The organism is Paenibacillus sp. JCM 10914, assembly GCF_001315105.1.
Lineage (GTDB): Bacteria > Bacillota > Bacilli > Paenibacillales > Paenibacillaceae > Paenibacillus_AQ.
Map to the genome: position 1 here is coordinate 124,371 of NZ_BAZR01000004.1, position 25,933 is coordinate 150,303.

At 48.0% G+C, this 25,933-nt stretch carries 19 protein-coding genes and 3 pseudogenes; 16 read left to right on the top strand and 6 right to left on the bottom strand.

Annotation, left to right across the window (positions count from 1 at the left end; translation table 11 throughout):
* Positions 1–22: 22 nt before the first annotated feature.
* The 7 genes and pseudogenes from JCM10914_RS07855 to JCM10914_RS07885 all read left to right on the top strand — a co-directional run bounded on the left by JCM10914_RS07855 (position 23) and on the right by JCM10914_RS07885 (position 8,675).
* Positions 23–1,597 (top strand): response regulator, encoded by a 1,575-nt coding sequence (locus tag JCM10914_RS07855; RefSeq protein WP_036717354.1) that lies wholly within the window; start codon positions 23–25, stop codon positions 1,595–1,597.
* Between the two features lie 37 nt (positions 1,598–1,634).
* Positions 1,635–3,422 (top strand): sensor histidine kinase, encoded by a 1,788-nt coding sequence (locus tag JCM10914_RS07860; RefSeq protein WP_036717357.1) that lies wholly within the window; start codon positions 1,635–1,637, stop codon positions 3,420–3,422.
* Positions 3,423–3,611: 189 nt separating this feature from the next.
* Positions 3,612–4,667 (top strand): 3-deoxy-7-phosphoheptulonate synthase, encoded by a 1,056-nt coding sequence (gene aroF, locus JCM10914_RS07865; RefSeq protein ID WP_023959323.1) that lies wholly within the window; start codon positions 3,612–3,614, stop codon positions 4,665–4,667.
* Between the two features lie 277 nt (positions 4,668–4,944).
* The gene (gene glnA, locus JCM10914_RS07870) at positions 4,945–6,369 is read left to right on the top strand and encodes a type I glutamate--ammonia ligase (RefSeq protein WP_023959326.1); all 1,425 of its coding nucleotides are present in this window, start codon (positions 4,945–4,947) and stop codon (positions 6,367–6,369) included.
* A gap of 172 nt (positions 6,370–6,541) precedes the next feature.
* Positions 6,542–7,628 (top strand): annotated as a pseudogene (gene serC / locus JCM10914_RS07875) (3-phosphoserine/phosphohydroxythreonine transaminase).
* A 131-nt stretch (positions 7,629–7,759) separates the two neighbouring features.
* A complete protein-coding gene (trmL, locus tag JCM10914_RS07880; RefSeq protein WP_023959334.1) occupies positions 7,760–8,224 on the top strand; it encodes a tRNA (uridine(34)/cytosine(34)/5-carboxymethylaminomethyluridine(34)-2'-O)-methyltransferase TrmL in 465 nt (154 codons plus the stop codon).
* Between the two features lie 196 nt (positions 8,225–8,420).
* Positions 8,421–8,675, top strand: coding sequence for an AbrB/MazE/SpoVT family DNA-binding domain-containing protein (locus JCM10914_RS07885; RefSeq protein WP_023959336.1), 255 nt, complete (start codon positions 8,421–8,423; stop codon positions 8,673–8,675).
* A gap of 291 nt (positions 8,676–8,966) precedes the next feature.
* Here JCM10914_RS07885 and JCM10914_RS07890 read toward each other — a convergent pair.
* Positions 8,967–10,003, bottom strand: a pseudogene (locus JCM10914_RS07890) (phosphodiester glycosidase family protein).
* 44 nt (positions 10,004–10,047) lie between these two features.
* Positions 10,048–10,461 carry a hypothetical protein gene (locus JCM10914_RS07895; protein ID WP_023959342.1) on the bottom strand — a complete coding sequence of 138 codons (414 nt, stop codon included), beginning with the start codon at positions 10,459–10,461 and terminating at the stop codon, positions 10,048–10,050.
* A 373-nt stretch (positions 10,462–10,834) separates the two neighbouring features.
* On the opposite strand from JCM10914_RS07895, the gene JCM10914_RS07900 reads away from it, so the two are divergent.
* The gene (locus JCM10914_RS07900) at positions 10,835–11,491 is read left to right on the top strand and encodes a response regulator transcription factor (protein WP_023959343.1); all 657 of its coding nucleotides are present in this window, start codon (positions 10,835–10,837) and stop codon (positions 11,489–11,491) included.
* A 114-nt stretch (positions 11,492–11,605) separates the two neighbouring features.
* Entirely contained in the window at positions 11,606–12,817 is a 1,212-nt protein-coding gene (locus JCM10914_RS07905) for a PLP-dependent aminotransferase family protein (RefSeq protein WP_023959344.1), read from the top strand.
* Between the two features lie 75 nt (positions 12,818–12,892).
* Here JCM10914_RS07905 and JCM10914_RS07910 read toward each other — a convergent pair whose 3' ends face one another.
* Positions 12,893–13,663, bottom strand: a complete 771-nt coding sequence (locus JCM10914_RS07910) for a DUF2161 family putative PD-(D/E)XK-type phosphodiesterase (protein WP_023959346.1) — start codon at positions 13,661–13,663, stop codon at positions 12,893–12,895.
* Between the two features lie 266 nt (positions 13,664–13,929).
* Between JCM10914_RS07910 and JCM10914_RS07915 the strand changes: the two are divergent.
* Together JCM10914_RS07915 and JCM10914_RS07920 are read left to right on the top strand one after the other, a co-directional pair.
* Positions 13,930–15,822, top strand: a pseudogene (locus tag JCM10914_RS07915) (PrkA family serine protein kinase).
* Between the two features lie 206 nt (positions 15,823–16,028).
* The gene (locus JCM10914_RS07920; protein ID WP_052019676.1) at positions 16,029–17,087 is read left to right on the top strand and encodes a globin-coupled sensor protein; all 1,059 of its coding nucleotides are present in this window, start codon (positions 16,029–16,031) and stop codon (positions 17,085–17,087) included.
* Positions 17,088–17,175: 88 nt separating this feature from the next.
* On the opposite strand, the gene JCM10914_RS07925 is transcribed toward JCM10914_RS07920, so the two are convergent.
* Positions 17,176–18,567: a SpoVR family protein gene (locus JCM10914_RS07925; protein WP_023959354.1), complete on the bottom strand. Its 1,392-nt coding sequence runs from the start codon at positions 18,565–18,567 to the stop codon at positions 17,176–17,178.
* A gap of 219 nt (positions 18,568–18,786) precedes the next feature.
* On the opposite strand from JCM10914_RS07925, the gene JCM10914_RS07930 reads away from it, so the two are divergent.
* Positions 18,787–20,583 carry a S9 family peptidase gene (locus JCM10914_RS07930; RefSeq protein WP_023959356.1) on the top strand — a complete coding sequence of 599 codons (1,797 nt, stop codon included), beginning with the start codon at positions 18,787–18,789 and terminating at the stop codon, positions 20,581–20,583.
* A 57-nt stretch (positions 20,584–20,640) separates the two neighbouring features.
* Here JCM10914_RS07930 and JCM10914_RS07935 read toward each other — a convergent pair whose 3' ends face one another.
* Entirely contained in the window at positions 20,641–21,615 is a 975-nt protein-coding gene (locus JCM10914_RS07935; protein ID WP_023959358.1) for a cation diffusion facilitator family transporter, read from the bottom strand.
* A 274-nt stretch (positions 21,616–21,889) separates the two neighbouring features.
* On the opposite strand from JCM10914_RS07935, the gene JCM10914_RS07940 reads away from it, so the two are divergent.
* From JCM10914_RS07940 to glpX, 4 genes are all read left to right on the top strand, one after another.
* The gene (locus tag JCM10914_RS07940) at positions 21,890–22,072 is read left to right on the top strand and encodes a GapA-binding peptide SR1P (RefSeq protein ID WP_023959362.1); all 183 of its coding nucleotides are present in this window, start codon (positions 21,890–21,892) and stop codon (positions 22,070–22,072) included.
* Between the two features lie 656 nt (positions 22,073–22,728).
* Entirely contained in the window at positions 22,729–23,391 is a 663-nt protein-coding gene (locus JCM10914_RS07945) for a CBS domain-containing protein (protein ID WP_023959363.1), read from the top strand.
* 13 nt (positions 23,392–23,404) lie between these two features.
* On the top strand, positions 23,405–24,211 hold the full coding sequence (locus JCM10914_RS07950; protein WP_023959365.1) for a pyruvate, water dikinase regulatory protein: 807 nt from the start codon (positions 23,405–23,407) through the stop codon (positions 24,209–24,211).
* A gap of 31 nt (positions 24,212–24,242) precedes the next feature.
* Positions 24,243–25,220, top strand: a complete 978-nt coding sequence (gene glpX / locus JCM10914_RS07955) for a class II fructose-bisphosphatase (RefSeq protein ID WP_023959367.1) — start codon at positions 24,243–24,245, stop codon at positions 25,218–25,220.
* Positions 25,221–25,299: 79 nt separating this feature from the next.
* Here the strand turns inward: glpX and JCM10914_RS07960 are convergent, their stop codons facing one another.
* Positions 25,300–25,803 carry a hypothetical protein gene (locus JCM10914_RS07960; RefSeq protein ID WP_036717361.1) on the bottom strand — a complete coding sequence of 168 codons (504 nt, stop codon included), beginning with the start codon at positions 25,801–25,803 and terminating at the stop codon, positions 25,300–25,302.
* Between the last annotated feature and the right edge of the window lie 130 nt (positions 25,804–25,933).

The following is a 25,933-nucleotide window of genomic DNA, read 5'->3' on the forward strand; positions in this document are numbered from 1 at the left end:
ATTTAGGGGGGAAATGATACCCGTGTATAAAGTGCTTCTGGCGGACGATGAAATATTGGATCTAGAGGGTATGAAAAGCTTTATTCCATGGGAAAGTCTCGGAATGACGGTGGTGGATTCCGTTAATAACGGCTTTGCGGCTTGGGAGGTATTACAGCAAGAGGAAATCAATATCCTTGTGACCGATGTCAGAATGCCTAATATGACGGGAATTGAGTTAGCACAAAAGGCGTTGAAGGTACAGGATGATCTACAGGTTATTTTCGTAAGCGGTTACCAGGATTTCAGTTACGTTAAGCAAGCGATTGCTCTGAATGCTTGTAATTATGTGTTGAAACCGATGGAGGATGAAGAACTGATTGAAGCATTAATGAAGGCGAAGCTCGATCTGGACAAGCTCCAAGAGCGAAAGGAGACTGAGCGCGCTTATCAAGAGATGATTCCCATACTAAAGAATCAGTATTTGCTACAGATCTTACAGAAGCCCTATGACGGTGCGATGCTCGGCATCATTAAGCGTGAATATCATTTAAATGAAATGGAATGGCCAGTACGGGTGATATTGCTGGAACTGGATGACGTAAGCACATGGCGTATGCATGCTCAAGATACGGGTGATCAGAAAGTGCAACATGATCAATATTTTACGCAGTTGCATAAGCTGCTAGAGCAGAGTGGGTTTCGTCATTTTTGCAAAGTAACAGATCAGCGCATGGCGGTATTAATGGACGTAATGAAAGGTAAGTCTGATATTCAAGCTGCACTTGAACGGTTGAGTGAGTTTTTTTCTCTAACTGTAACTGTCGGAGAAGGTGGAGCAGCACACCGTCTGGAGGAACTTCATGCTTCTTATCTTATGGCGGAAGGTGCTCTGGAACAGAAGATGTTCCGTGGTAAAGGAAAGTGGATCTTGTACAATGAAGTTCCAACAGAGGATCGGGAGGACGCCAAAAGTCTCGACATTCGGTTAGATGCGTTATTCACCGCTATGACCAACTATGATATCGTTGGCATTCATGATGAAGTGGAAGCGATCCAACTGCTTGCTTCCAATATCCGTTCGAAATTTACAATCCGCAATCTTGGGGTTTATATTATATTGAAATTGGATGCCCATCTGAATACGATGCATGAGGATTTATTTCAGATGCTCGGTATTGAATTGAAGAATCTGGATGTATTGCTGCAGTTTGAAACGATGGATGATATATTCTCTTGGCTGCGAATGAAAGTGTTCGAGATTTCGGAAAAACTGAATTTTCGCAAGTCCAGCAAGAATGGACGACTGGTAGAGGAGATCATCGAGAATATTCGTGAGCGGGTACACGAGAATATTACGCTGCGTGACATGGCTAATCGATTCTCTTTCTCCCCCAACTATCTCGGTGTTCTGTTCAAAGAGGAAACAGGGTATAATTTTAGCGACTACGTCATCAAGCTTCGAATGGAGCGTGCCCGAGATTTGTTAATCAGCACAAAGCTGAAGATCTATGAAGTCGCTTCACAGACCGGGTATCAGTATTTACCTTACTTCAGCAGGCAATTCAAAGATATTTATGGCATGACACCGCTGGAATATCGTCGTAAACATTCTTAATTGGCAATATATTAGGAAGATGATGGGATTGTGATGGATGGCAAGAAAATTTGAGCGGATACGAGTGAGAATACCATTCGGTTATAAATTAATGGTGTCTTACTGCGTGTTCATTATTATACCGGTGCTGCTGGTAGGCAATATCGCGAATCAAGTCTTTGTAAAATCGATTCGGGATCAGACCTACAATAATATTCAGGGTACACTATACCAGATGAGTGATAATATTTCTTACAAGATGGAGGATATTACCCGCATCTCGGACATGCTTTATTTCGATTCCAACTTCAACAATCGAATAAGTTACACCGGCAGCCCATGGGTGTCTTACGATACGACGGTAAAAGTGCTGATTCCGAAGCTGGAAACCGCAGTCAGTACGGCGAATCGAAGAATATGGCTGTCTTTATATCTTCGAAACGAAGAAATCGGCGAGATTTACGATACGTATGCCTATTCTGATCCCCTTGATTCTAATAAACGCTTGTTTGATATTTACAAGTACGATCGGTTGGAGGATAAGACTTGGTACAAGCTGTACCCTGAAAGCGAGAGTTATGGATCTACTCTCCAGTGGAGTCAAATCGAAGATGATGCCAGTCACCAGCGGATCTCCTTGCTTCGCAGACTGATCAGCATTACTTCGATCAAGCCAGATGAAATCGGGTTCATGCGAATCAATGTTAGTCTGAATGACTTGTTTGAGAGCATGGACTACAATAAGATTGGCGATGGCACTGCACTCTACTTAACTGATGCCCAAGGAAGAATCGTTCTTTCCTCCGGCGGCAACGGTGAAACGGTGTTTAAGGAGAATGAGCTGCGGAACAATGGCGATCTGCTCATCAGCAAACCGATTCCGATGCTGGACTGGAGCATAAATGCGGTAATTCCTTCTGCGCTTGTAGAGAAGGATACGGTGAAGATCCGGAACATCACGTTGTTAATCTGTCTAATATGTATCGTGATTTTTTCGATTGCAAGTATGGTGATCTCAAGATATTTTAGTCTGCGAGTATCCAAGATTGTATCGGTGCTGGATTCGTTCCAGGAAGGGGAATTTCACAAGCGGGCGCACTTTAAAGGAAATGATGAATTCTCCCATATCGCCTCGGCTTTGAATGACATGGGCAGTAATATCGGGCAGCTGATTAACGAAGTGTACTTGGCTGATCTTCAGAAGAAGGAAGCGGAGCTGGAGTCTCTACACGCTCAGATTAACCCGCACTTCCTATATAACACGCTATCGTCTATTAGCAGACTCGCACGGTTTGGCATGCTGGATAAACTTCAGCGGATGGTAATGGATCTGGCCAAGTTCTATCGTTTGTCCTTGAACGATGGTCGCAATATTATCTCCGTGAAGAATGAACTAGAGCAGGCGCAGGCGTACATTGATATTCAGAAGATCAAATACGACGATCGTATGCGCGTAACCTATGATTACGCTCCTGAAGTCGTTCGTTATGAGACGGTGAAGCTTGTACTGCAGCCGTTCATTGAAAATGTACTGGAACATGCCTGGACGGGGGAATCGATCGATATCCGAATTACGGCCAGAGCGCTTGCGGATGTGCTCGAATTTAAGATTATTGATAATGGGGTTGGTTTCCCTCCAGGAAGAAGTCTTGACCACACTGGTGGATCAGATCTGATGAACGCAGGCTATGGTATCCGTAATGTCGATCAGCGTATTAAACTGCATTATGGTAATGAATACGGGGTCACTTTATTTAGTCGGGCTGGAATCGGAACGACGGTTCGCATCATTATTCCGTTAGAGAAACGGAATGTGTCTGAAATACGTAAGAAGAAAGGAATGTAAGCAGCATTCGGAATCTCCCCGCGCTGGTCTATGTCAACTTTGTAGATTGGGCTTGACGCAGGGAGATTTTTTCGGTATATTTACTTTATCCAATAAAAGCATAAAAGCATAAAAGCGAACAAGCGCGAAAGCGATAATGGAATAGCTAATTTATGTTGGAATATCTATGGTAGAAAGAGGGTTAGTGATATGATCGTAATTACTTCCAATCAAATCGTTGAGGAACAGATACAACTGATAGTGAGTGAAATAGAAAAGGAAGGGCTGCAAGCTCATGTATCCCGTGGAGCCGATCGTACTGTTATTGGGCTGATCGGTAGTGTTAATCCTAAGCTGGCCGAACATCTTCGTCAGATGAAGGGCGTGGAGAACGTTATCAAGATCTCCAAATCCTATAAGCTTGCCAGTCGCGACTTTCATCCGGATGACACAATCATCGATATTAAAGGAACCAAGATCGGCGGAGGCAACTTGGTTGTGATGGGCGGTCCTTGCGCCGTAGAATCGGCCCAGCAGATCGATGACATCGCCAAGCTGGTTAAAGCGGCCGGCGGGCAGGTGCTTCGCGGTGGGGCGTTTAAACCTCGCACAGGCCCTTATAGCTTCCAGGGCGTCGGCGTTGAAGGTTTGATCATGATGGCTGAGGCTGGACAGCGTCACGGGCTCTTGACGATCACAGAAGTGATGACACCGGAGTATGTGGATATTTGTGCGGAGTATGCAGACATTCTGCAGGTCGGTACACGCAACATGCAGAACTTCGATCTATTGCGCAAGCTTGGAACATGCGGCAAGCCCGTCCTGCTGAAGCGAGGTTTCAGCGCAACTTATGATGAACTGCTGAATGCAGCTGAATATATTCTGGCTGGCGGCAACCCTGATGTTATGCTCTGCGAGCGTGGAATCCGAACATTCGAGTCGTATACTCGCAACACGTTGGATTTATCTGCTATCCCGGTGCTGCAGCAGCTTAGCCACTTGCCCGTGATCTCGGATCCGAGTCATGGTACCGGACGCAGAGAACTGGTTGAGCCGATGTCGAAGGCTTCTGTAGCCGCTGGTGCAGATGGGCTTATCATCGAAATGCACACCGACCCTGATAATTCCATGACGGGTGATGGCGTACAGTCATTGTTCCCGGATCAATTCGCTGCGCTCCTGAAGGATCTTGAACAACTGGCTCCACTAGTTGGCAAGAGCTTTAATACAGCTAAAGCACCGGCTTCGGAATTCGCGCGCGTATAGACTTGAGAGACAGAAATTCATTGTAGTGATCGCCATACATTTAGATAAATAATAGTCTATCTAAAGACACTTGCATCGGCATCGCAGGTGTCTTTTTGCTGGAGTTACAATTACTGGTTTTTCATGTCAATATATATAACATCAATTTCAAAAATACCTGACATAACTATTGACGTAAGGTTATCTCCCGGCATATAATGACGAAAAGAAAATCGAAAGATTATGAACATTGTTAAGTCATTAGTGTCATAATGTTCGGAAATTGGGAGGAAGAGACATGTCCGTAGAGAAAGTATTGCAAACAATTCAAGAAAACAACATTGAGTGGGTCGATTTTCGTTTTGTAGATTTGTCAGGCCGGGTACATCACATTACCTTGCCGGCTGCAGAAGTAGATGAAGAAACATTCGTGAATGGGGTAGCTTTTGACGGGTCTTCTATTCCAGGTTTCCGTGGCATTGAAGAATCCGATATGGTTATGATGCCTGATCCAGGTTCTTGCTATATCGATCCGTTTACAGCGCATTCCACACTTAATATTATGAGTAACATTTATACACCGGAAGGCGAGGCATATGAGCGTGACCCACGCGGTATCGCAGCTCGTGCGGAACAATATCTTCAGGAAACAGGCGTTGGTACTGCAGCGTTCTTCGCGCCGGAGTCCGAGTTCTTCCTGTTCGATGATGTTCGCTATGAAACTACGATGAACGGCTCCAGCTACCAAGTCGATTCCGAAGAAGCGGCTTGGAACACAAACCGCAAGGAAGAAGGCGGTAACCTCGGCTTTAAAGTTGGCGTCAAAGGTGGCTATGTTCCAGTAGCTCCAGTGGATACACAGCAAGATATCCGTAGCGAAATGTGCCGTTTGCTTGGGGAAGCCGGCCTTCGCGTTGAGCGTCATCATCATGAAGTGGCTACTGCTGGCCAAGCAGAAATCAACTTCCGATTCGATACATTGAAGAAAACAGCCGACAATCTGTTGATCTATAAATATATTGTGCATAACACGGCTCGCCAATACGGCAAGACAGCAACCTTTATGCCGAAGCCATTGTTCGGTGACAACGGTAGCGGCATGCACGTTCACCAATCGATCTTCGACGGCGATACGCCTAAGTTCTACGAAAAAGGCGCATATGCGAACTTGAGTGAGATGGCACTTCATTATATCGGTGGTATCTTGTATCATGCACCAGCATTGATCGCTTTGACGAATCCGAGCACGAACTCCTTCAAACGTCTGGTACCAGGCTATGAAGCTCCAGTCAACCTCGTATTCTCCAAAGGTAACCGTTCTGCAGCTGTGCGGATTCCTGTTGCTGCTGTAACACCTAAGGGCTGTCGTATCGAGTTCCGTACGCCAGACTCCACGGCTAACCCTTACCTTGCTTTCTCAGCTATGCTGATGGCAGGTCTGGACGGAATCAAGCGCAAAATCGATCCAACGGCTCTCGGATATGGACCATACGACAAGAACATCTACGAATTGTCCGACGCTGAGAAAAAGGAAATCCGCAGCGTGCCAGGTTCCCTGGATGAGGCACTTGATGCATTGCAAGCTGATTCCGAGTTCTTGACAGAGGGCGGCGTATTTACACAAGAATTCCTGGATAACTTCATTGAGTTCAAACGTGCTGAAGCTAAAGCGATCAACATCCGCGTTCATCCGCATGAGTACTCCCTGTACTACGATATCTAATTTTAATATGATGGAAGACGCCGAGGGCCACGTGCCCTTAGGCGTCTTTTTCGGTGTAGATCCCCGCTGCAAATCGAGAATAAATACACTTGATGGAGCATCAGATTGTTGCTATGATTAGCTTTAAATCTATAAAGCGATAAAGGGAACGAAAGAAAGGGTGGAGAGTCATATGAGCAAGAGAGCTTACAATTTTAATGCCGGTCCTGCTGCATTGCCGCTAGAGGTGCTGGAACGCGCGCAGGCTGAGTTTGTGGATTACGGGGGTACCGGCATGTCCATCATGGAGATGTCCCATCGAGGGGCTGTATACGAGGCTGTACATAATGAGGCACAGGAGCGTTTATTGTCTCTGCTCGGCAATCCCTCCGGATATAAGGTGTTATTCATTCAGGGTGGGCCAGTACACAGTTCGCGATGATTCCGATGAATTTCCTTGGAGAAGGCCAGGTTGCCGATTATGTCATGACAGGCAGTTGGGCTGACAAAGCGATTAAGGAAGCGAAGTTGATCGGAAATACTCAGGTTGTAGCTTCTTCCGAAGCCAGCGGGTACATGAGCTTGCCATCACTGCAAGATATACAACCATCCGATAATGCTGCATACCTTCATTTGACGTCCAATGAGACGATTGAAGGCACGCAGTTCAAGTCATTCCCTGATACCGGATCCGTGCCGCTCATTGTGGATATGTCGAGCGACATCCTGAGCCGTCCGTTTGATCTGAATCAATTCGCGATGGTGTATGCGGGTGCCCAGAAGAATCTTGGACCTTCAGGTGTGGCGGTCGTCATTGTCAGAGAGGATTTGATTACCGATCTCCGAAGCATCTTCCGACTATGCTGCGTTACAACACGTACTTGAAGAACAATTCACTCTATAATACGCCGCCATCTTTTGGTATCTATATGATTAATGAAGTTTTGAAATGGATTGAGGAAAAAGGCGGCCTCCAAGGTGTAGAGGCTATGAATCGCAAGAAAGCCTCATTGATTTATGATGCCATCGATCAGAGCGGCGGCTTCTATCGCGGCTGTGTGAGTCCAGAGTTCCGCTCGGATATGAACATTACGTTCAGGCTCGGCTCTGAGGAGCTGGAGAAGGAGTTTGTGAAGGCTTCTGAACAGGCAGGCTTCGTTGGTTTGAAAGGCCATCGCAGCGTGGGAGGCTTGCGTGCGTCCGTGTATAACGCGATCCCCTACGAGAACTGCCAGGCGCTTGTTGAGTTTATGCAGAATTTCCAAGCCAGCCACGAATAGTCATAGAGGAATGAGCGACCCTCTGCCTGTTTAGGCGGGGGGTTGTTTCATGGATTTTCCTCCAAGGTTTATTTCTACGAATAGGTTATAATAGAAGAAATATTAAGTTGCAAAGGTGGATAAGAACAACCATGGCTCTACACATCGTACTGGTCGAACCCGAAATCCCTGCCAATACGGGGAATATCGCAAGAACTTGCGCCGCTACCGGCACCCATTTGCATTTGGTTCGTCCGCTCGGCTTCAATACAGACGACAAGACGTTAAAACGTGCAGGATTGGATTACTGGTATGCTGTACATATCGAATATCACGATTCATTTGAGGAGTTGCAAGCGTTGTACCCGCATAGCCGATATTTCTTCGCGACAACCAAAGCGAACAAACGCTATGCGGATATACAATTTCAAGATGAGGATTTTCTCGTATTCGGAAAAGAGACGAAGGGGCTGCCGCCGGAACTGCTTCAGGCAAACCTGGATACTTGTATCCGCATGCCCATGACCGACAAAGTTCGCTCGCTTAATCTCTCCAATTCTGCAGCGATCGTTGTTTTTGAGGCGTTACGTCAGTTGGACTTCCCCGGTATGGAATAAGTTTCATATGAAATAAGATTCAATAGGGAAAATTCATCCAGTATACCTATAAAGTCATGAAAAAAACTAAGAAATTCATAATGTGTAGCAGGATTCGACAGCTTTTTATCGAACTATTATACTAGGTCATTATTATCAGTTCTGAACAGTGGTATCAGAAATCACTTGTTGAAGATGAAAGAGGTGTACAATCATTATGAAACCTGCTGGCGTTGTTCGTAAGGTCGATCAGCTGGGAAGAATCGTTCTTCCTAAATCTCTTCGTAAGAGATATCAGATGAACGAAGGGGATCCCGTGGAAATACTTGTACAGGGGGACCATATTATATTGGAGCGCTACCGTCCGAAATGTGTCTTCTGTGGTTCTATGGATGGTGTAAGCGAGTTCAAAGAACGTTATATCTGTACGCAATGCATGTCCGAGATGCAACAACTCCCGAAACATGCTTAGTTGCCTCTAATATGAGCTTTCCTGATGAGCATCGCTGATAGCGGTGCTTTTTTTGTACATATTAATGTAACATAATAAAAAACCCCCTCGAAATATCGAGGGAGTTATGCCTTACAGGCCTTTGGTTTTGTCATCATTGTAAGACGAAGTCCAAATACCGACCATATAAAGGGCCAGTACGATCATGACGATCCAAAAGGTTAATGAAAAAGACATCATTGCCACCTCCTGCTAAGCTATTCTTTATTATAACCATCTTAGGCGAAAAAATAAATGACAATATGATGTCTCTCATTCGAAGAACAGGAAATGCGTAGGTACAGGCCTTAGACTTCCGTCGGATGGCTTGTTAACCACGCGGCCATTCAATATGAGCGAGGATGAGCCGCCGCCATCCAGATTGTAGGCGTCTATGACGCCGAGCTGGTTAAGTTTGTTCTGGAGCTCCTGTAACGTCGCTCCGGATGTCCCTTTCTCATCATACCCATCGGTAACCAAAATTAATAGCTGGTCATCCTTGTAGTTGCCGATAACGGTACGAGGAGCCCGCTTGGGTGAAGTTCGCCATTTCTCAGGTAGATAGGCTTTATTACCACCCTTAAGCAGAACGGGCACGAAGGTTGCCCCGAAGAGCGGATCCAGCCGGTCAAGCTGACTTTGGCTATGGAATCTGCCACCGATCAGCTGGCCTGATTTATTCATGCCAACGAAAGACAAATCTTTGAAGCTGGGTTGGAAGCCGGATACGTATTTGCCGTCTATAAAGGTTGTGCTCAGTGGATGTCTGCCGCCATTTCCGTCGGCGTAACCGCCGGCGTTGATACCGGCAACCGCACCATGTCGGCTCACGGCCCGCATGGTGGTTTCCACGGACCGGGTCTGCCGCCCTCAGCACCGAGTGACATCATCATAGCGGATGGGTCTTTCAGTTTGATTTTCATAGCGTAACCATGGTAGGTACCTGGGTTGATCTTATACAGTTCGATTCGGATGAGGTCGCTGTTTACCGTCTCAATGGGCCGCCCGAGCTTGGCTGTAATGCGTCGATTATAGATTTGCTCCGGACGCGAAACCTGCGACTGTGCCGATTGCAGAATGACACCCACCGATGCGGTGGTTTGTTGATACAGCTTGGCTGTTTTTTCAATGGAAGATATCGTCTGCTTGGCGGATACGGCAGCTTGATCAAGATCATCTTTAATGAGCGCGGACTGCTCGGATATGCTGTTCGTAGGTATGTACTCCGAGGCATCGTGTGCAATGCGCGGAGGGGCTGCTAATAACCACATACATAACAGAATACCGACAAAAGGAGCGATGACAAGCATGAACAGCCGATTGACCTGTTTCGGTCTGACTTGGCTTAGCTTGCTCACTTCAAAAGCTCCATCTTACGTTCTAGCTCCTTAAGCTGCTTCTCCACTTGACTTAACTGGCTGTACAACTTGTTGCTGTCGTCCGTTGTGCCGCTTGCTTGATCCTTGGTAAAGGTCAGCAGTTCATTAAAGGATTGAACCTTGCTCTGCATCTCGTTCATCTCTTCGACCAACTCATTAAACTTCTGGTCGTATTCGGCTTTGAACGAAGCCATTTCATGACGTGTATCCTCCTGTAGCTGTACAATGACCTGTTCCTTCAATTGGTTGCTATATAGGTAGGCTGCGGTAGTACCGAGTCCGATCAACACAATCCAAAATACCCAGAACCATGTGGCAGATGGTCCCTTGCGATGCACTTCCTCACGGCTTTCATGGGGGATATCCTGCTCCGAGTCTGACAATTTCATCTCAACACCCCTCAGAATCTATCATTTTTTCCAGCTATCATTCTAACATGCCAGAAATACTTTCGCAAAGACGAACTCTAAACGGCCGTTTTTATCAAAAATAGATTGCCTAGAAACATAGAGTTAGGATACAATCTGTATAGATTTGATTCATGAAGAAGATACATATAAGACATTTGCCATACTTCATGCAGCATGGATCTGCGCCTATTGGATTAACAAGCTTGCTTTCGATTCTTCATTTCCTGGGATTAATCGGTTTTGCCCATAGCGGCAAACAACGAAGGCACGCACCTATGGCGTTGATTTAGTTATGACTGCGCTTACTTTAATAGAGATTCGAGTTTTCGAGAAACAGGGGGTCTATTGAATAATGAAACAGGTTTGGCGGGTAGTGATTGTCGGCAGTCAGCCTACGAGTATGCTCGGCACAAAATTAATCTTGGAAGAGGAGCGTGATCTGCATGTTGAAGGCATGACCTCCTCGGATACGGAAGGCCTTCGAATGGTCAGCGAGTTGCTGCCCGACTTGGTGTTACTGGATTATTCCTTGCAGGATCATACTTCGGAAACGGTGCTAGAGCAGATGAAGCAGCTCTCGCCCAAGACCCATATCGTTATCATGACAGATAATGATGGTCTCCCGTTGTTGCAATCCTTGATCAGCCGCGGTGCAAGTGGGATATTGTCGAAACAAGCATCCACTTTTCAACTCATACATATGATCACGGGCTTGCGCGAGGGTGTGGCCTCCTTGCCGCTGGACTGGGTACGACAAGGAATATGGCCGCTGACAGCCTCCGGCATGAATGAAGGGGGACTGCAGCTCTCCGAGACGGAAGCATTTATAATGGAACGGATTGTACAAGGGATTACATACGATAAGATTGCCGTCGAGATTCAGGTGAGTCGCCGTTCCATCGATAATTATCTGCGCAAGATTTATGTCAAACTGGGCGTATCCACCAGAGCGCAAGCCATTGAGAAGTACGCGCTATATACGCGTCAAGGCAGACAAATATATGCGTGAATTGGTACATAAGGTATAATATATAATGATCGTGAATACCATTTAGATGTTGTTACGATAGCCTGAATACAAATAAAACCGAGGTTTTGATAAACGGTTAGAGGAGGGACTTCCATGCAGTTTTCCTTTGCTTCCCGTGCACAGACCCTGTTGTCATCCCCGCTGCGCGATATTAGGGAACTTGCGAAGCGGGATTCTTTTATTTCCCTGGCAGAAGAATTGCCAGCGGAGGAATTGTTCCCGTTACATTCATTGGCTGAGTCGGCAACAACGGTTCTGTCTGAAGATCCGCTAGCGCTTCAATATGGCGAGGCCCAGGGATATGGCCCACTTCGCTCATGGCTGAGCCAGGATCTGGCTAGACGGAAGGAGCTGTCCGTTGGGCCGGAACAAATCTTGTTGACTACTGGTACGCAGCAAGCTATTGATTTGCTGGTCAGAGTCTATGTCGATCCTGGAGATCCGGTATTGGTGGAGAACCCTACCTCCCCGGGATTGCTTCAGGTACTAAGGCTTCAAGGGGCAGTGATTATCCCTGTGGAAGGGGATCAGGAAGGGATGCTTCCCGGGAAGCTGAAAGAACTGATCGACAAGCATAAACCGAAGCTGCTCATGGCAGCTCCGAACTTCACGAACCCGACGGGTGTGATGTGGAGCTTGGCGCGGCGCAAGCAGGTGCTGGAATTATGCGTGAACCATCACACGCTGATCGTTGAAGACGACTCCTACGGTGATTTGTATTTTGGAGATACGCATGGACAGAAGCGAATTCCCTCTATGTACTCATTAGAAGAGAAGCAAGGCGGGCATGTGTTATATGTCGGTTCCTTCAGTAAAATCGTAGCTCCTGCTCTCAGGACGGGGTGGGCGGCAGGCAACCGCCAGGTTATCCAGATGATGACGGCCGTGAAGCAGATGGCCGATTGGCAGTCCAGCATGCTGAATCAGCACATTCTGCATAATCTGCTTGAATCCAAGCATTTTCAGTTGGATGAGCATATTGCGATGCTAAACCGTGAATATACGATCAGACTCAAGCTGATGGTGGAGCTACTGAAGCGCAATGCATGGAAGGATGCCGAGTACGTCGTTCCTCCGGGAGGGATGTTCGTATGGGTGAAGCTGCCACCCGGGCTTGACGGTGATGCGCTGTTACGGGGTTCGTTATTGAAGGGAGCGGCGTTCTTGCCGGGTTCCATGTGCTCGGATGGAAATGATAGCAGGGAATGTATCCGGCTTAATTTTACGCATCCTGGCCGCGATGAATTGCTGCTCGGTATGAATCTCATCAGCGAGGCTTTACTAGAATTTACCGCACGCAATTAGATTAGAGAAGGGCTGCGGAGTTAGACCTTGTCAGAGGCCTTGCTTCGCAGCCTTTGTTTGGGTGTTGGTAAGAGGTTACGTCAACACCGAAGCATAGTCGGTAAGAGCCTGGACCCCGGCAGGTGTCAGACTGTAACGGCCGCGGCTGATACGTCGAAACCAGCCATAATAGTTATGCTGGAGAATGGCCGCAGTGCTGCCGATGCCACTCTGATCCTTGATCTTCGCCGGTGATATGCCAGCCCACGGAACGAGGCCGGGTTCAATTCCCTCCGGCGGATCAGCCTGGACTTGCGCCGCCTGATAAGCAAGCTCCGCTGCGTTCATTACAGCGGCCACCTTCAGCGCTTTTTCGCGGTAGGCCGTAACCAGCTTGGCCCGAGTTACCCCGCCGGTGTTGTAGTCACCGCTGCGTTCCCGAAACTCATAGAGCAGCCGTTCCTTGCGCCGAACCGCGGTACGACCACGCTGTACGGCTTGCTCCGGTTCACAAAGCACCTCGACAAAGGGTGCTTTGGTCTTATAGAAGGTCACGGTCATGAGTCCCAGACCGAGTTGTTTGCATAAACCGCTCAATTCGCCCCAGCGCTGATTGACGGCCCCTTTCTTCGCCCGGCTCTTCTCCACCGCGAGGTAGACATAAGGAGTCAGCTTCAACCTCTCTATACCTTGCAGCAGAAGCGCCAAATTGAAGGTTTTCTTCATCTCTACGATAAGGGGCTCATCCTCTCCAGCTTTCAGTCCAACCAGATCGCAATGACGCACCTCTCCCTTGACCTCATAACCATTGATTTCAAAAAAAGCTTTTAACGGAGCGTACAGCTCGGCTTCATGTTTAATCGCCATGGTAACTCTCCTTTATTGAAAAACGTGCGTTATGTTAAGTTAATGTAATTTCAGTATAGCATGGGGATCGCAATTGTGGCGTATCCCGCTGTTGGGTGCGAGGCGAGCAAGACAAAAAAGCAAGGCATTGACTTCGAAAATAAGGTCAACTATTCCAAGTAAGCCGCATAGGTATGTAATACACTTTTTCGAAAATGGAATGTTTCTAATGACGCTGTGGAATGGAAGCCAATCCCCATAAACAGACTCAGAGGAGGTAGCGCGGTATGGATATTTTCGAACGCATAGCATCGTATAGGGCAGAGAATGACGGTTTGGCGTGGAACGGCACATTCAGGGATTATATAGAATTGTTGAAGAAGGACCCACCCAGCGATGACAGCCCACGCCCGTGTCTATGACATGATTGAATCCTATGGTGTTGAAGAAAGCGGGGGTCGGAAGAAATATAAATTTTTCGAACAGGAGATTTTCGGGCTCGATCGGGCCGTTGAAAAATTGGTGGAGGAGTATTTCCATTCGGCTGCCCGCCGGCTGGATGTGCGTAAGCGGATTTTGCTGCTCATGGGGCCGGTCAGCGGAGGGAAATCGACGCTCGTGACGCTGTTAAAGCGAGGTCTTGAGAAGCACTCCCGGACGGATCGCGGAGCCATCTATGCCATCGCTGGCTGCCCGATGCAAGAGGAGCCCTTGCATCTGATTCCGCTGGAGCTTCGTCCTGAAGTGGAGAGGGAGCTCGGCGTACGAATTGAGGGGAACCTATGCCCTGCATGCCAGCAGAGATTAAAGAGCGAGTATGACGGCGATATTGAGCGTATGGAAGTAGAACGCGTACTCATATCGGAGGATAGCCGGGTAGGGATCGGTACGTTCAGTCCCTCGGATCCGAAATCACAGGATATAGCTGATTTGACCGGCAGCATCGATTTCTCGACCATTACGGAATACGGATCGGAATCCGACCCGCGTGCCTACCGCTTTGACGGTGAATTGAACAAAGCCAACCGCGGCTTGATGGAGTTTCAGGAGATGTTGAAATGCGATGAGAAATTTTTGTGGAACTTGCTCTCGCTGACGCAAGAAGGGAATTTTAAGGCTGGACGGTTTGCCTGATCAGCGCGGACGAATTGATCGTTGCTCATACCAATGAATCGGAGTACAAAGCCTTTATCGCCAATAAGAAGAATGAAGCACTGCAATCTCGGATGATTGTGATGCCAATCCCATACAATCTGCGCGTTACGGATGAGGAGAAGATCTACTCCAAACTCATTGGCCAGAGCGATATGAAGCATATACACGTAGCTCCGCATGCCCTGAAGTCGGCGGCGATCTTCTCCGTGTTAACCCGTTTGAAAGAAACGAAGAAGCAGGGCATGGACCTGATCAAGAAGATGCGGATGTACGATGGCGAGGAAGTCGAAGGATACAAGGAAGCCGATCTGAAGGAGATGCAAAGCGAATATTTGGAAGAAGGGATGTCCGGCGTTGATCCACGGTACGTGATCAACCGCATATCCAGTGCTTTGATTAAGCAGGATCTGCAGTGCATTAACGCGCTGGATATGCTGCGGGCGATTAAGGATGGACTGGATCAACACGCATCCATTACCAAAGAAGAGCGAGAGCGTTACCTGAACTTCATTGCCGCTGCTCGCAAGGAGTATGACGATCTGGCGAAGAAAGAAGTGCAGAAAGCGTTCGTGTATTCTTTCGAGGAGTCAGCTAAGACGTTGTTCGAGAACTACTTGGACAATATCGAGGCGTTCTGCAATTGGATCAAGATTCGTGATCCGTTAACAGACGAAGAGATGGATCCGGATGAGAGATTAATGCGTTCGATCGAGGAACAGATTGGTGTGTCCGAGAACGCCAAGAAGGCATTCCGAGAAGAGATTATGATTCGTATTTCGGCTTATTCCCGTAAAGGGAAGAAGTTCGAGTACCATAACCATGAGCGTCTTCGCGAAGCGATTGAGAAGAAGCTGTTCGCCGATCTGAAGGATATCGTAAAAATCACAACCTCGACAAAGACACCAGATGCGGTGCAGTTGAAACGGATTAATGAGGTTAGCTCCCGCTTGATCGAGGAGCACGGCTATTGCCCGGTATGCGCGAATGAATTACTCCGATATGTAGGGAGCTTGCTTAACCGGTAAGAAAGGCGAGATATGGTCAGATAAACGCGTTATGTTTTGTATGAGAAGGGGCTTCCTGCCACGGTCTGTTCAAGGACTCGTCGGGAAGTCTCTTGTCGATTTAGGACTTTCGAATTATGCCGGTGTGGTAAATATAGGCTATAATGGACCCTAAGAACTTGAGCCTGTATGAGCAGGTGCTCGTGATAGGAGTGAAATTGGCGAAAATGATCGAAGTTTCCCCGGAAAGACTAAGACAATTGGAGTATATCGGACTCGATGAGAGTGAGCTGTCACTGCTGGCCAGTCATCGTGATGTGTTTGCTAAAGTGGTGGATGAAGTCGTTGATCGTTTTTATGCCCGCATTGGAGAGCAGCCACATCTTATGCAGATTATTGGACGTGTATCCAACATGGAGCGTTTGAAAGAAACACAAAGAGTGTACTGGATGTCCCTTGCGGATGGAACAGTGGATGAACTCTACATTGCGAATCGCATTAAGATTGGACAAGTTCATTCCCGTATCGGACTGACAACGGATTATTATCTCGGTAGTTATATGATTTATCTTGATATTGCAGCAGACCTCCTGCAGCAAATCGTGCCGGATCGGTGGACTCAGGTCGTGCATGTTCTCAGCAAGATGTTTAACCTGGATTCGCAGCTTGTGCTTGAGGCATATGAGATGAAGGAGAAAGAGAAGATCAATAACCTCGTTGCCGACCAGCAAAGAATGCTCGAGGCCATTACATCGGCTGTACAGGAACTGACGGCCATGATCGTTGAACTGGATCAAAGCGCGGCTCTCATGGCGGACAATGCGATGAAGACTGCAGAAGCACAGGAGAAAGCTCATACGTTAACGGGTGAGCTCGGCGAGGAGATTCTGCATATCGAGCAGATGGGCAGCTTGATTAGGGAGATCTCGGATCAGAGTCATCTACTTGGCCTGAATGCCGCTATTGAAGCAGCGCATGCAGGTGAACTTGGAAGAGGCTTTGAGGTGGTGGCCGGCGAAGTTCGGAAGCTCGCAACCAATTCCAAGAAAGCAATGGACGAAATTCAGGACAAGGTGAGTGGCATTACGCGCAAGCTTGGGCTCGTTGAACAGGAGTCGGAGCAAACCTCGATCAACGCTCGCAACCAGGCAGCTAGCTCGCAGGAGTTGGCAGCCTTCGTGAAGATGATGGAGAAGCTGGCCGACGACCTGGAATCCTTGCAGCATGATTACGATATACAGCAGCAGAGTCAGCACAATGTACCAGCGATAAATCGGAGAAGGTGACCGTCTAGGTCTGTATTAGTCCTAATGCCAAACAGCACCTGCAATCAGGAGAGATTCCTGCAGGTGCTGTTTTTTATATATGATGACGCTACATAAATCGCCGGTGCAGCTTCTTACCATCATAAGAGAACAGGATCGGCTTGCCTTCAATCATGCTGTGCAAATGCACGGGTTTGCCCCATAGTCTGTAGACGTATGGAATCGTACGTTCCATATATTTAAGATCAAGTTCTACCCCTTCATACAGATGTTTGATCATCAATTCACCTGAACGCAGATGGTCACCATCCGTTATTACGAGAAACGGCGAGCCGCCGTTCACACGGGTGAGGACGAGTTGATCTCTTATGTTCTCCCAGGCCTTATCGGTGATCTTCCACTCCGGTCCCTTCTTCTCAAACACGTATAAGTCCAGGTCCTCCACTAATTCCTTGGTCAAATAATTGCGCAGGAAGGAAATATCGGAGTCGTATTCACGCACATCAAACATTCTCTCTCGATCCCAGCGCCGCTCAATATCTTCAAAGATTTTGAGACCGAGGTAATACGGATTGAGGCTATGCCGTGACGGTTGGACAACCGAGGCATTGAGCTTCGCGAATTCGACTGTTTCCTCGCTCGTCAGGTCCATCTCCCGTAAGATGCGTTGATGCCAATACGAAGCCCAGCCCTCGTTCATGATCTTCGTCTCCATCTGCGGCCAGAAGTACAGCATCTCCTCGCGCAGCATGCTCATAATATCCCGCTGCCAATCCTCCAGTATATCGGAGTGCTCCTGGATGAACCACATGATATCTTTTTCCGGTTCGGGCGGGAATCGCTTAGGAAGTGCTGCAGCTTGGTCTTCCGATTCGTCTGGCACTTTATCCATATCCCATAAGTCGTCATATCTGCCGACGAACTTCTGCTTCTTCGCTTCCTCCTTACGTTCGAGTACCCGGCGCGCGTTGTAACGCTGTTTATCGAGTTTATCCGGTCTGACGATTTGCGGATCGACGTGCTCTTGAATAGCCAGGACAGCATCAATGAACTGCTCAACGGCTTCCGTGCCATGCTCGATCTCATAGCGTGATATCCGCTCGGCTGTGGCGGACATGCTCTCGACCATATTCCGGTTGGATACGGAGAACCTGGCGTTATTCTTGAAGAAATCGCAGTGTGCGAGCACGTGGGCGACGATAAGTTTGTTCTGGATCAAAGAGTTCCCGTCCAGGAGGAAGGCATAACAAGGATTCGAGTTGATGACGAGCTCGTATATTTTGCTGAGTCCAAAATCGTATTGCATCTTCATTTTGTTGAAGGTTTTGCCAAAGCTCCAATGACTGAAGCGGGTAGGCATACCGTAAGCACCGAAGGTGTATATAATATCCGCCGGACAGATTTCATATCGCATCGGGTAAAAATCGAGGCCAAATCCGGTAGCAATCTCAGTAATTTCCGCAATGGAACGTTCCAGTTCTGCGATCTCGTCTTGGTGCACGAGGATCCCTCCTTCGTCAAATAGAAAAGAAATGGTTCTTATCATTTATATGGGATATTACTGCAGATATGCGGGCTTTGGGCAAGGAATGTAACGGGATGAACCGGATGTCATCGGTCCCTGGAAGGAGAATGTAATCCTTCTGTAAAAGGATGCTCTTGGAGGCATGATCTTTTATAATGGAAAAAGATGATAACACTAGATCTAGGAGGGGAAAATATGATTGAATTTCCTAAACCCGATGTGGAACGATTCTTTCAAACGTACTACATTCGTTCATTTGGGGTAAACGCAGATGAGTCCAGGCTCATCTTCAGCAGCACCATGAACGGAAAATTCAACTTGTGGGCGATGGAGTTGGAAGGAGAAACGTCTTATCCTTATCCGCTTACATATAATGATCAATTCGGCAGCTTCGTCAAAATGGATCCGGAAGGGCGCCACATCCTAACCGCATTTGATCGTGATGGCAACGAGAACTATCAGTTGCATGCACTGCCATGGCATGGCGGTGATCCATTACCGCTATTCGAAGGGTCGGATCCGGAGGATAAGCACTATTTCGTCCATTTGTCCGAGGATGGTCAGCGTCTGTATTATGTGACATCCAAGGATAACCCGTCTTTCCAGAATTCCAGGGTTTACAATCTGGAGACGCAGGAAGACAAACTGCTTCTTGAAGGTACGGTTACCTCGACCCAGATGGGGGCCGTCAGTCCGGATGAGCAGACCATTGCCTTCACCAAGATGTACGCGAATACGTACTATGTCAGCTACGTCATGCGTATCGGCGAAGAGCCGATTTGTTTGACTCCAGCGCCAGAGAAGGTCCATGTCTCTGATGAAGTGGTGTTCGTGGACAACGACCGTGTTCTGTTTGCAACCGATTATGAATCCGATTATACGTATGTGGCCAGCTATGATATCCCCACGCGCAAGTTTGAGCCGTTATGTCAAATCGAGGGGGAGAGTGTGCAATATCTCCGATATCATAAGGACTCGCGGACGCTCTATATCGTCACGGAAAAAGGCGTAGAAGAACAGCTGTATGCTTATTCACTGGATCGTGGCGAGTTAGTGCGCATTCCCTTGCCGACCGATGTTGTCGAGCAGATTCATGTGACGAAGTCCGGTAATATCTATCTGCTAGGGCGCGGGGCCGTCAAACCACTCAACATTTATCGATATGCGAGTGGAACGTGGAACGCGCTGACCAAGAATGTGTTGACCGGCCTGAGCGAAGAGGATCTGGTATATCCTGAAACCATTACTTATACCTCCTTTGATGGGATGGAGATCGAATCGCTGTTATATCGAGCGAAGGAGGATGTTGCCAACGGATATACTATATTCTGGCCGCATGGCGGTCCCCAAGCTGCTGAACGCAAGCAGTTCCGCTCGATGTTCCAGTACGCTCTATCCAAGGGATATCATATCTTCTGTCCGAATTTCCGCGGCAGCGCGGGGTATGGAAGCGCGTTCTTGAAAATGGTGGAGCAGGATTGGGGCGAGGGTCCGCGCAAGGATTGTCTTGCAGGCATGGACTGGTTGTTCGAACAAGGTCTATCGAGTCCGAAGAAGCTCTTTGTCATGGGAGGCAGTTATGGCGGTTATATGACACTCCTGCTGGCAGGTCGCAACCCGGAATATTTCAAGGCCGCAATTGATATTGTCGGGGTCAGCAATCTCTTCACGTTCTATCATTCTGTGCCAGATCACTGGAAGCCGATCATGGAGCGTTGGCTTGGTGATCCTGAGCGGGATAAGGAGAGATTCATCAAGGATTCACCGATTACGTATCTGGATCACATGGTCAATCCGATGCTCATCATTCAAGGGGCTAACGATCCACGTGTCGTAAAGGAGGAGTCGGATCAGATCGTCGAGGCATTGCGAGAGCGGGGGCGCGACGTGGAATACTTGGTGTTCGATGATGAAGGACATGGCATTACGAAGAAGGCCAATGAAAAAATCGCCTATGCCCACATGATTCAATTCCTTGAGCGCAATCATTAATGTATATATCTAAAGAGGCAGCCGATCGGGTCGTTTACCCGGGGCTGCCTCTTCCGTTTATTTCATCAATTCTTCCGTTGGCTTCCAGATCTTCACGCCGTCATCTTCCAGAATGCCCAAGGTAACATCGGAAATGTTCGGATCGTTAAGCAGCAGCGTATTGATCCGCAGTTTGGTGCTGCCGGCATCGGCCAGGGACATTCCTTTCTTGAGCTCGATGTATGCTTCTACATGATAGTTGCGACCTTCCTGTAGTATTCGAAGGCGATTGATATCACGTACGTCCGGATCACGAAGGATCATCTCGGAAATCTTGTCCTCGACATCCTTCGGTGCAGCGACCCCAATCAAACCAACCATGTTGTCATAGCCAACTTTGAAGGCTACGAATACCATCAGACATCCGATCAGGATCGTGGCGATTCCATCGAGCACCAGGAAGCCGAAGAAGTTGGCCACAATAATCGCGATCAGAGCGAAAAGGGCGCCGAGCGTAGCCACGATGTCCTCATAGAATACAAGGCGAGTAGGAGGTGCTGCCCGTCCTGCATTCTTGAATGCTGCAGGAAAGAGCCCCAGCCCTTTGGCTGTCGATTGCGTCTCTTTCATAATCTCTTTCATCGCTTTGATGAGAATAGACCCATCAATGATGACCGCAATCATGAGAACGATAAAATTAAGCCAGAAATTGGTGGATTCTTCCGGATGCTTCAGCAGCTTGAATCCTTTGAGTATCGTTTCGTATGCCATGATGGTGACAACGATAACGGCAACCATACAGACCAGATTGATGACCCTGCCGAAGCCGGTCGGGAATTTCCTGGTCGGCTTTCGTTCGGCAAGCACGCTGCCGATAAAGACAAAACCTTGGTTTACAGCATCAGCCACGGAATGCATGGCGGAGGCAAACATGGTGCCGCTGCCGCTGATGGACGCTGCGAACGCCTTAATGATTGCTAAACCGGTATTCCCCAGCGCCGCTATGGCGGATGAGGTGTTGCCTTTTTTGATAAGCTGCCATGTGTTCTTCAATCCGAACCCTCCGTCTACTCGTCTCATATTCATTAAAATTGAACTATATATTAACATATCATGCCAAATTCTCGGAGAATTATTGTATGTTTTTTACATGGAAGGAATGAAACTTATCATTTGCATGACAATCGCAGGAATGACTCATAACTTGATTACGTGCCCATACATTAGAAGTATAGCGGCAAAACAAAAGAACATGATGAAGCTACCCATTGGAGCCATTGCGCACTCTGCCTTGTAGCACATGAAATGAGCAGAAGGAGGAAGTGTTATGAAAGCGTTAACAAGTCCAGAGGCGGGAAAGCATGCAGCAAGTCAGGAAATGGGGCTCATTATATGCTCCGAATGTGAACACATCGTGGATACGATTCCGACGAACGGTGTGAAAATTATTCACGGTTATTGCGGTAACGGTAAATGCGAGCAAACGCAGTCTCAAGAAATGCAGATATAGCTCAAGGTATGTTCGCGATGATTATATTTGTAAATACAAAGAGACTGCTTTTCAAGTGTGAGTAGGTATGGACAATGGCTTTGGTGAGAGCGTGAGCGACTCGGCTATCCTTTTTCAAGGGAAAGCTCGCTCCGAAAGTGTTGCTGTGCCCCCACATGTAGTCCGATATCAACGCTGCATCGGTCCGTGTTACGTAAAAAGATGCAATTGTGCAGGTATTTTCGTCGAAATTCCTCTCTTCAATAGAAAAAGATGCAAATATGCAGGTTCTCATCACCATTCGTCCGACTAAGCCCTAATTTGAGCTAAAAGCCTGCACATTTGCAGGTTTTTGCTAAATATCGCATCTTAGATCCACTAATTCCTGCATATTTGCAGGAATTTCTTTCGCTGATGATCGACCAGGCAGCCACCACGAACAAAGGAACGATTCATACACGATAGGCGGCCTCTAATAATCGCACAAAGCATGAAGCAAAGGGCTGTCTTGTAAGATCACAGATCTTGTGGGACGTCCTTTTTTGTGTGCTTAGATGTCTGTATAAGTAATCTTAATAGGTCTTTAAGAAATTATTGATACCTAATTTCATGCTGATTAGGCGATAATATGTTGCATATATATTATATATGACGTATTATATCGTCATGAAGAGTAATTGGTTGCAGGAGGGATCATTATCGAACTGACGACAAGGCAACAGGAGATCGTCGATATCGTGAAGAAGCACGCCCCGATTACAGGGGATCAGATCGCTGAAATGTTGAATGTCAGCAGAGCGACACTCCGCACAGATCTATCCAAGCTGGTCGTGCTTGATTATATTGATGCTAAGCCGAAGGTCGGGTATTTCCTCGGCAAGCGGGGGACGGCCCATCATGATGAGAAATTTCGCTTACTCAAGATGAAGGTGGGTGACCTGCATGGAGCTCCGGTTATCATCAGAGAAACGACGACGATTCAGGAAGCGGTGGTATCCTTGTTCCTGGAGAATGTCGGGAATCTGATCGTGACGGATGCTGACGGACATCTGGCTGGCATTGTATCTCGCAAGGATTTATTGAAGGTTACGCTCGGAAATCCTTCGGCTTCTTCGATGCCCGTGAGTCTAATTATGACACGGCGTGCCAATGTGACGATTATACAGCCCGAAGATACGGTGCTTGAGGCCGCTCGCAAGATTATTACGTATCAAATCGACAGCCTGCCGGTTGTTGTTCCGTCAACCACCGGCACGCCCGGAGAGCACTGGAAAGTGGTAGGACGTATCACGAAGACAAATATCATCAAAATGCTGCTTGACATGGTAGCCGAGGAATAATGGGAGGAATCGGATGAATCAGGCATCGACTCATTTTATAGCGATCTGTTCGGACTCCATAGGGGAAACAGCAGAAGCAGTTGTGCAAGCTACATTACGTCAATTCGATTTACCGAACACGGAGGTTAAACGGTATATGAATGTACGTGATGAAGACGAATTGACAGAATTGATGGAAGAGGTTGCGGCGCGGGGGGGATTTGTTGCTTATACCCTGGTACAGCCGGAATTGAGAGAGGTGATGCGGGAAGAAGCGGTTCGCCTCAACATCAGGGCCGTAGATATCATGGGCCCGATGATGCAAGCATTCGCGGATACTTTTAACGACTTCCCCAAACGGCTGCCCGGCCTGCTGCATCGACTGGATGACAGCTATTTCCGCCGTGTGGAAGCGATGGAATTCGCGGTGCAGTACGATGATGGCAAGGATGTGAGCGCCATTATGAAGGCCGATATCATTCTGCTTGGCGTATCCCGAATATCGAAGACACCCCTCTCGATGTTTCTCGCCCATAAAGGTTATAAAACGGTCAATTATCCGATCGTTCCTGAGCTGTCACCGCCGTCGCAGCTACGGGATGCGAAGAACGGAACCATTATCGGCCTGACGATCGAGCCGGAACATTTACTGAAGATCCGGAGTGAACGGCTGAAGGTCATGGGACTGCCCAATCAGGTTCAATATGCGGCACTTGAACGAATTCGAGAAGAACTTGACCATGCCATGTCCCTGTATGAAGAATTGGGCTGTCCGGTCATTGACGTTACGGATAAGGCAATTGAGGAATCCGCTGGATTGATCATGAATTTTCTTAAATAAACACTAGCGCAAGAAGAAGGAGGTTGTCGTTATGGAGAGCTCATTAGCATTGGAGCTTGTAAGAGTAACAGAGGAAGCGGCATTGCAATCCGCCCGGTGGACAGGAAGAGGAGACAAGAACAGTGCTGATGAAGCCGCTACGGTAGCGATGCGCAAAAGTTTTGACTCTGCTGCGATGGACGGGGTCGTTGTCATCGGGGAAGGCGAGATGGACGAAGCACCGATGCTCTACATCGGAGAACGTGTAGGAAATCGCCGCGGACCGAAGATGGATGTGGCCGTTGATCCGTTGGAAGGGACGGAGACGGTAGCCAACGGGCTGAACAACGCATTGTCCGTGATCGCGGCGGCTCCCCATGGAAGCCTTCTGCACGCCCCGGATATTTATATGCATAAGCTTGCGGTTGGACCCGAGCTTGCCGGGCGTCTGAGTCTGGATGATTCGATCGAAGTCACGCTGGAGAAGGCTTCGATTATACTGGCAAAGCCATTGTCAGATATGACGGTGTCGATTCTGGATCGCGAGCGGCACCGCGAGATGATCAGAGCCTTGCGTGACTCCGGCGTGCGAATCAAGCTCTTGAGCCACGGGGATGTCATGGGTGCGATCGAGACCTGCACCGATAGCGAAGTGGATTTGTATGTCGGCTCCGGTGGTGCTCCGGAAGGCGTACTGGCTGCAGCGGCGCTGAAATGTCTCGGAGGCGAGATTCAAGGCCGTCTCATACCCGAGACACCTGAAGACTACACCCGCTGCCAGGGGATGGGACTTCAGCATCCTGAGCAGCTGCTGACTATGGACGATATGGTCGGCCAGGAAGGCGTATTATTCGTTGCTACCGGTGTCACCGCAGGCGATTTCCTCCGCGGCGTTAAATACATGCCGGGACAGCGAGCGGAGACACACTCGGTCATGATGTATTCAGGTACTAGGACGGTGCGGTATATTCGCAGCGTTCATCATATCTTAAATAGCAACAATTCATTAGCGGCAGCGGCATCTTCATAAATGTTCGTTCATCAGACGATAATGGCCCCTACAAGGTTCAACCAACCTTGTAGGGGCCATTTGTTGTGAACACGCCGTATTAGGATTGTTTCTTCTGCCCAAGGATCAGCCATGCCCCTCCGAGGACGAGCAGCACCGCAATCACAGGCTGGACTACGGAAAGATGATTGAGCACAGGACCGATCGAGAAAACAACGAAGAAGAGCAATGACAATACCGTAAGAATGTTAATCGGGATGAGCAACCACTTGTTACGTGAACCGAACCAATAGAATTCGAACAATCCTGCAGCAACGGCAAGAATGAAGCCCGGCCACATTTTATCCCAGGAATCGAATAAGGTTGCGATTTGGCTGACAACACCGGCAACGAAAAGGATGCCGCCCGGAATCAGCAGGCCGATCCCCTTCCTTCCAACGAGGGAGAAATACATCCAGTGGAAAAATAGCCCTAGAGGGATAACGAACATAGTTGGCCAAAACGTGGCAAAGATAGAGCCTGCTCCGACCGATCCTCCCTGATTCAACAAAAGATATACACCGAGTAGTATAAGCAGCGGTGCAAGAATAGCGCGCTTTGTCATTCGATACTCGTTCCTTCCTATTTTAAAATGATTAATCCAAGAATACCATGTACTGGATCAGGATGTCCTCGGTCCGCTGGGGAAGTTGCAACCTGGACTTTAGTCTAGGATGAGTGAGTGACGTGTTTGA

Bases quoted from the DNA above. Each gene is read 5' to 3' on its own strand.
- JCM10914_RS07860 (WP_036717357.1), top strand. From the start codon at position 1,635: ATGGCAAGAAAATTTGAGCGGATACGAGTGAGAATACCATTCGGTTAT.
- aroF (WP_023959323.1), top strand. From the start codon at position 3,612: ATGATCGTAATTACTTCCAATCAAATCGTTGAGGAACAGATACAACTG.
- glnA (WP_023959326.1), top strand. From the start codon at position 4,945: ATGTCCGTAGAGAAAGTATTGCAAACAATTCAAGAAAACAACATTGAG.
- trmL (WP_023959334.1), top strand. From the start codon at position 7,760: ATGGCTCTACACATCGTACTGGTCGAACCCGAAATCCCTGCCAATACG.
- JCM10914_RS07885 (WP_023959336.1), top strand. From the start codon at position 8,421: ATGAAACCTGCTGGCGTTGTTCGTAAGGTCGATCAGCTGGGAAGAATC.
- JCM10914_RS07895 (WP_023959342.1), bottom strand. From the start codon at position 10,461: ATGAAATTGTCAGACTCGGAGCAGGATATCCCCCATGAAAGCCGTGAG.
- JCM10914_RS07900 (WP_023959343.1), top strand. From the start codon at position 10,835: ATGAAACAGGTTTGGCGGGTAGTGATTGTCGGCAGTCAGCCTACGAGT.
- JCM10914_RS07905 (WP_023959344.1), top strand. From the start codon at position 11,606: ATGCAGTTTTCCTTTGCTTCCCGTGCACAGACCCTGTTGTCATCCCCG.
- JCM10914_RS07910 (WP_023959346.1), bottom strand. From the start codon at position 13,663: ATGGCGATTAAACATGAAGCCGAGCTGTACGCTCCGTTAAAAGCTTTT.
- JCM10914_RS07920 (WP_052019676.1), top strand. From the start codon at position 16,029: ATGATCGAAGTTTCCCCGGAAAGACTAAGACAATTGGAGTATATCGGA.
- JCM10914_RS07930 (WP_023959356.1), top strand. From the start codon at position 18,787: ATGATTGAATTTCCTAAACCCGATGTGGAACGATTCTTTCAAACGTAC.
- JCM10914_RS07940 (WP_023959362.1), top strand. From the start codon at position 21,890: ATGAAAGCGTTAACAAGTCCAGAGGCGGGAAAGCATGCAGCAAGTCAG.
- JCM10914_RS07950 (WP_023959365.1), top strand. From the start codon at position 23,405: ATGAATCAGGCATCGACTCATTTTATAGCGATCTGTTCGGACTCCATA.
- glpX (WP_023959367.1), top strand. From the start codon at position 24,243: ATGGAGAGCTCATTAGCATTGGAGCTTGTAAGAGTAACAGAGGAAGCG.
- JCM10914_RS07960 (WP_036717361.1), bottom strand. From the start codon at position 25,803: ATGACAAAGCGCGCTATTCTTGCACCGCTGCTTATACTACTCGGTGTA.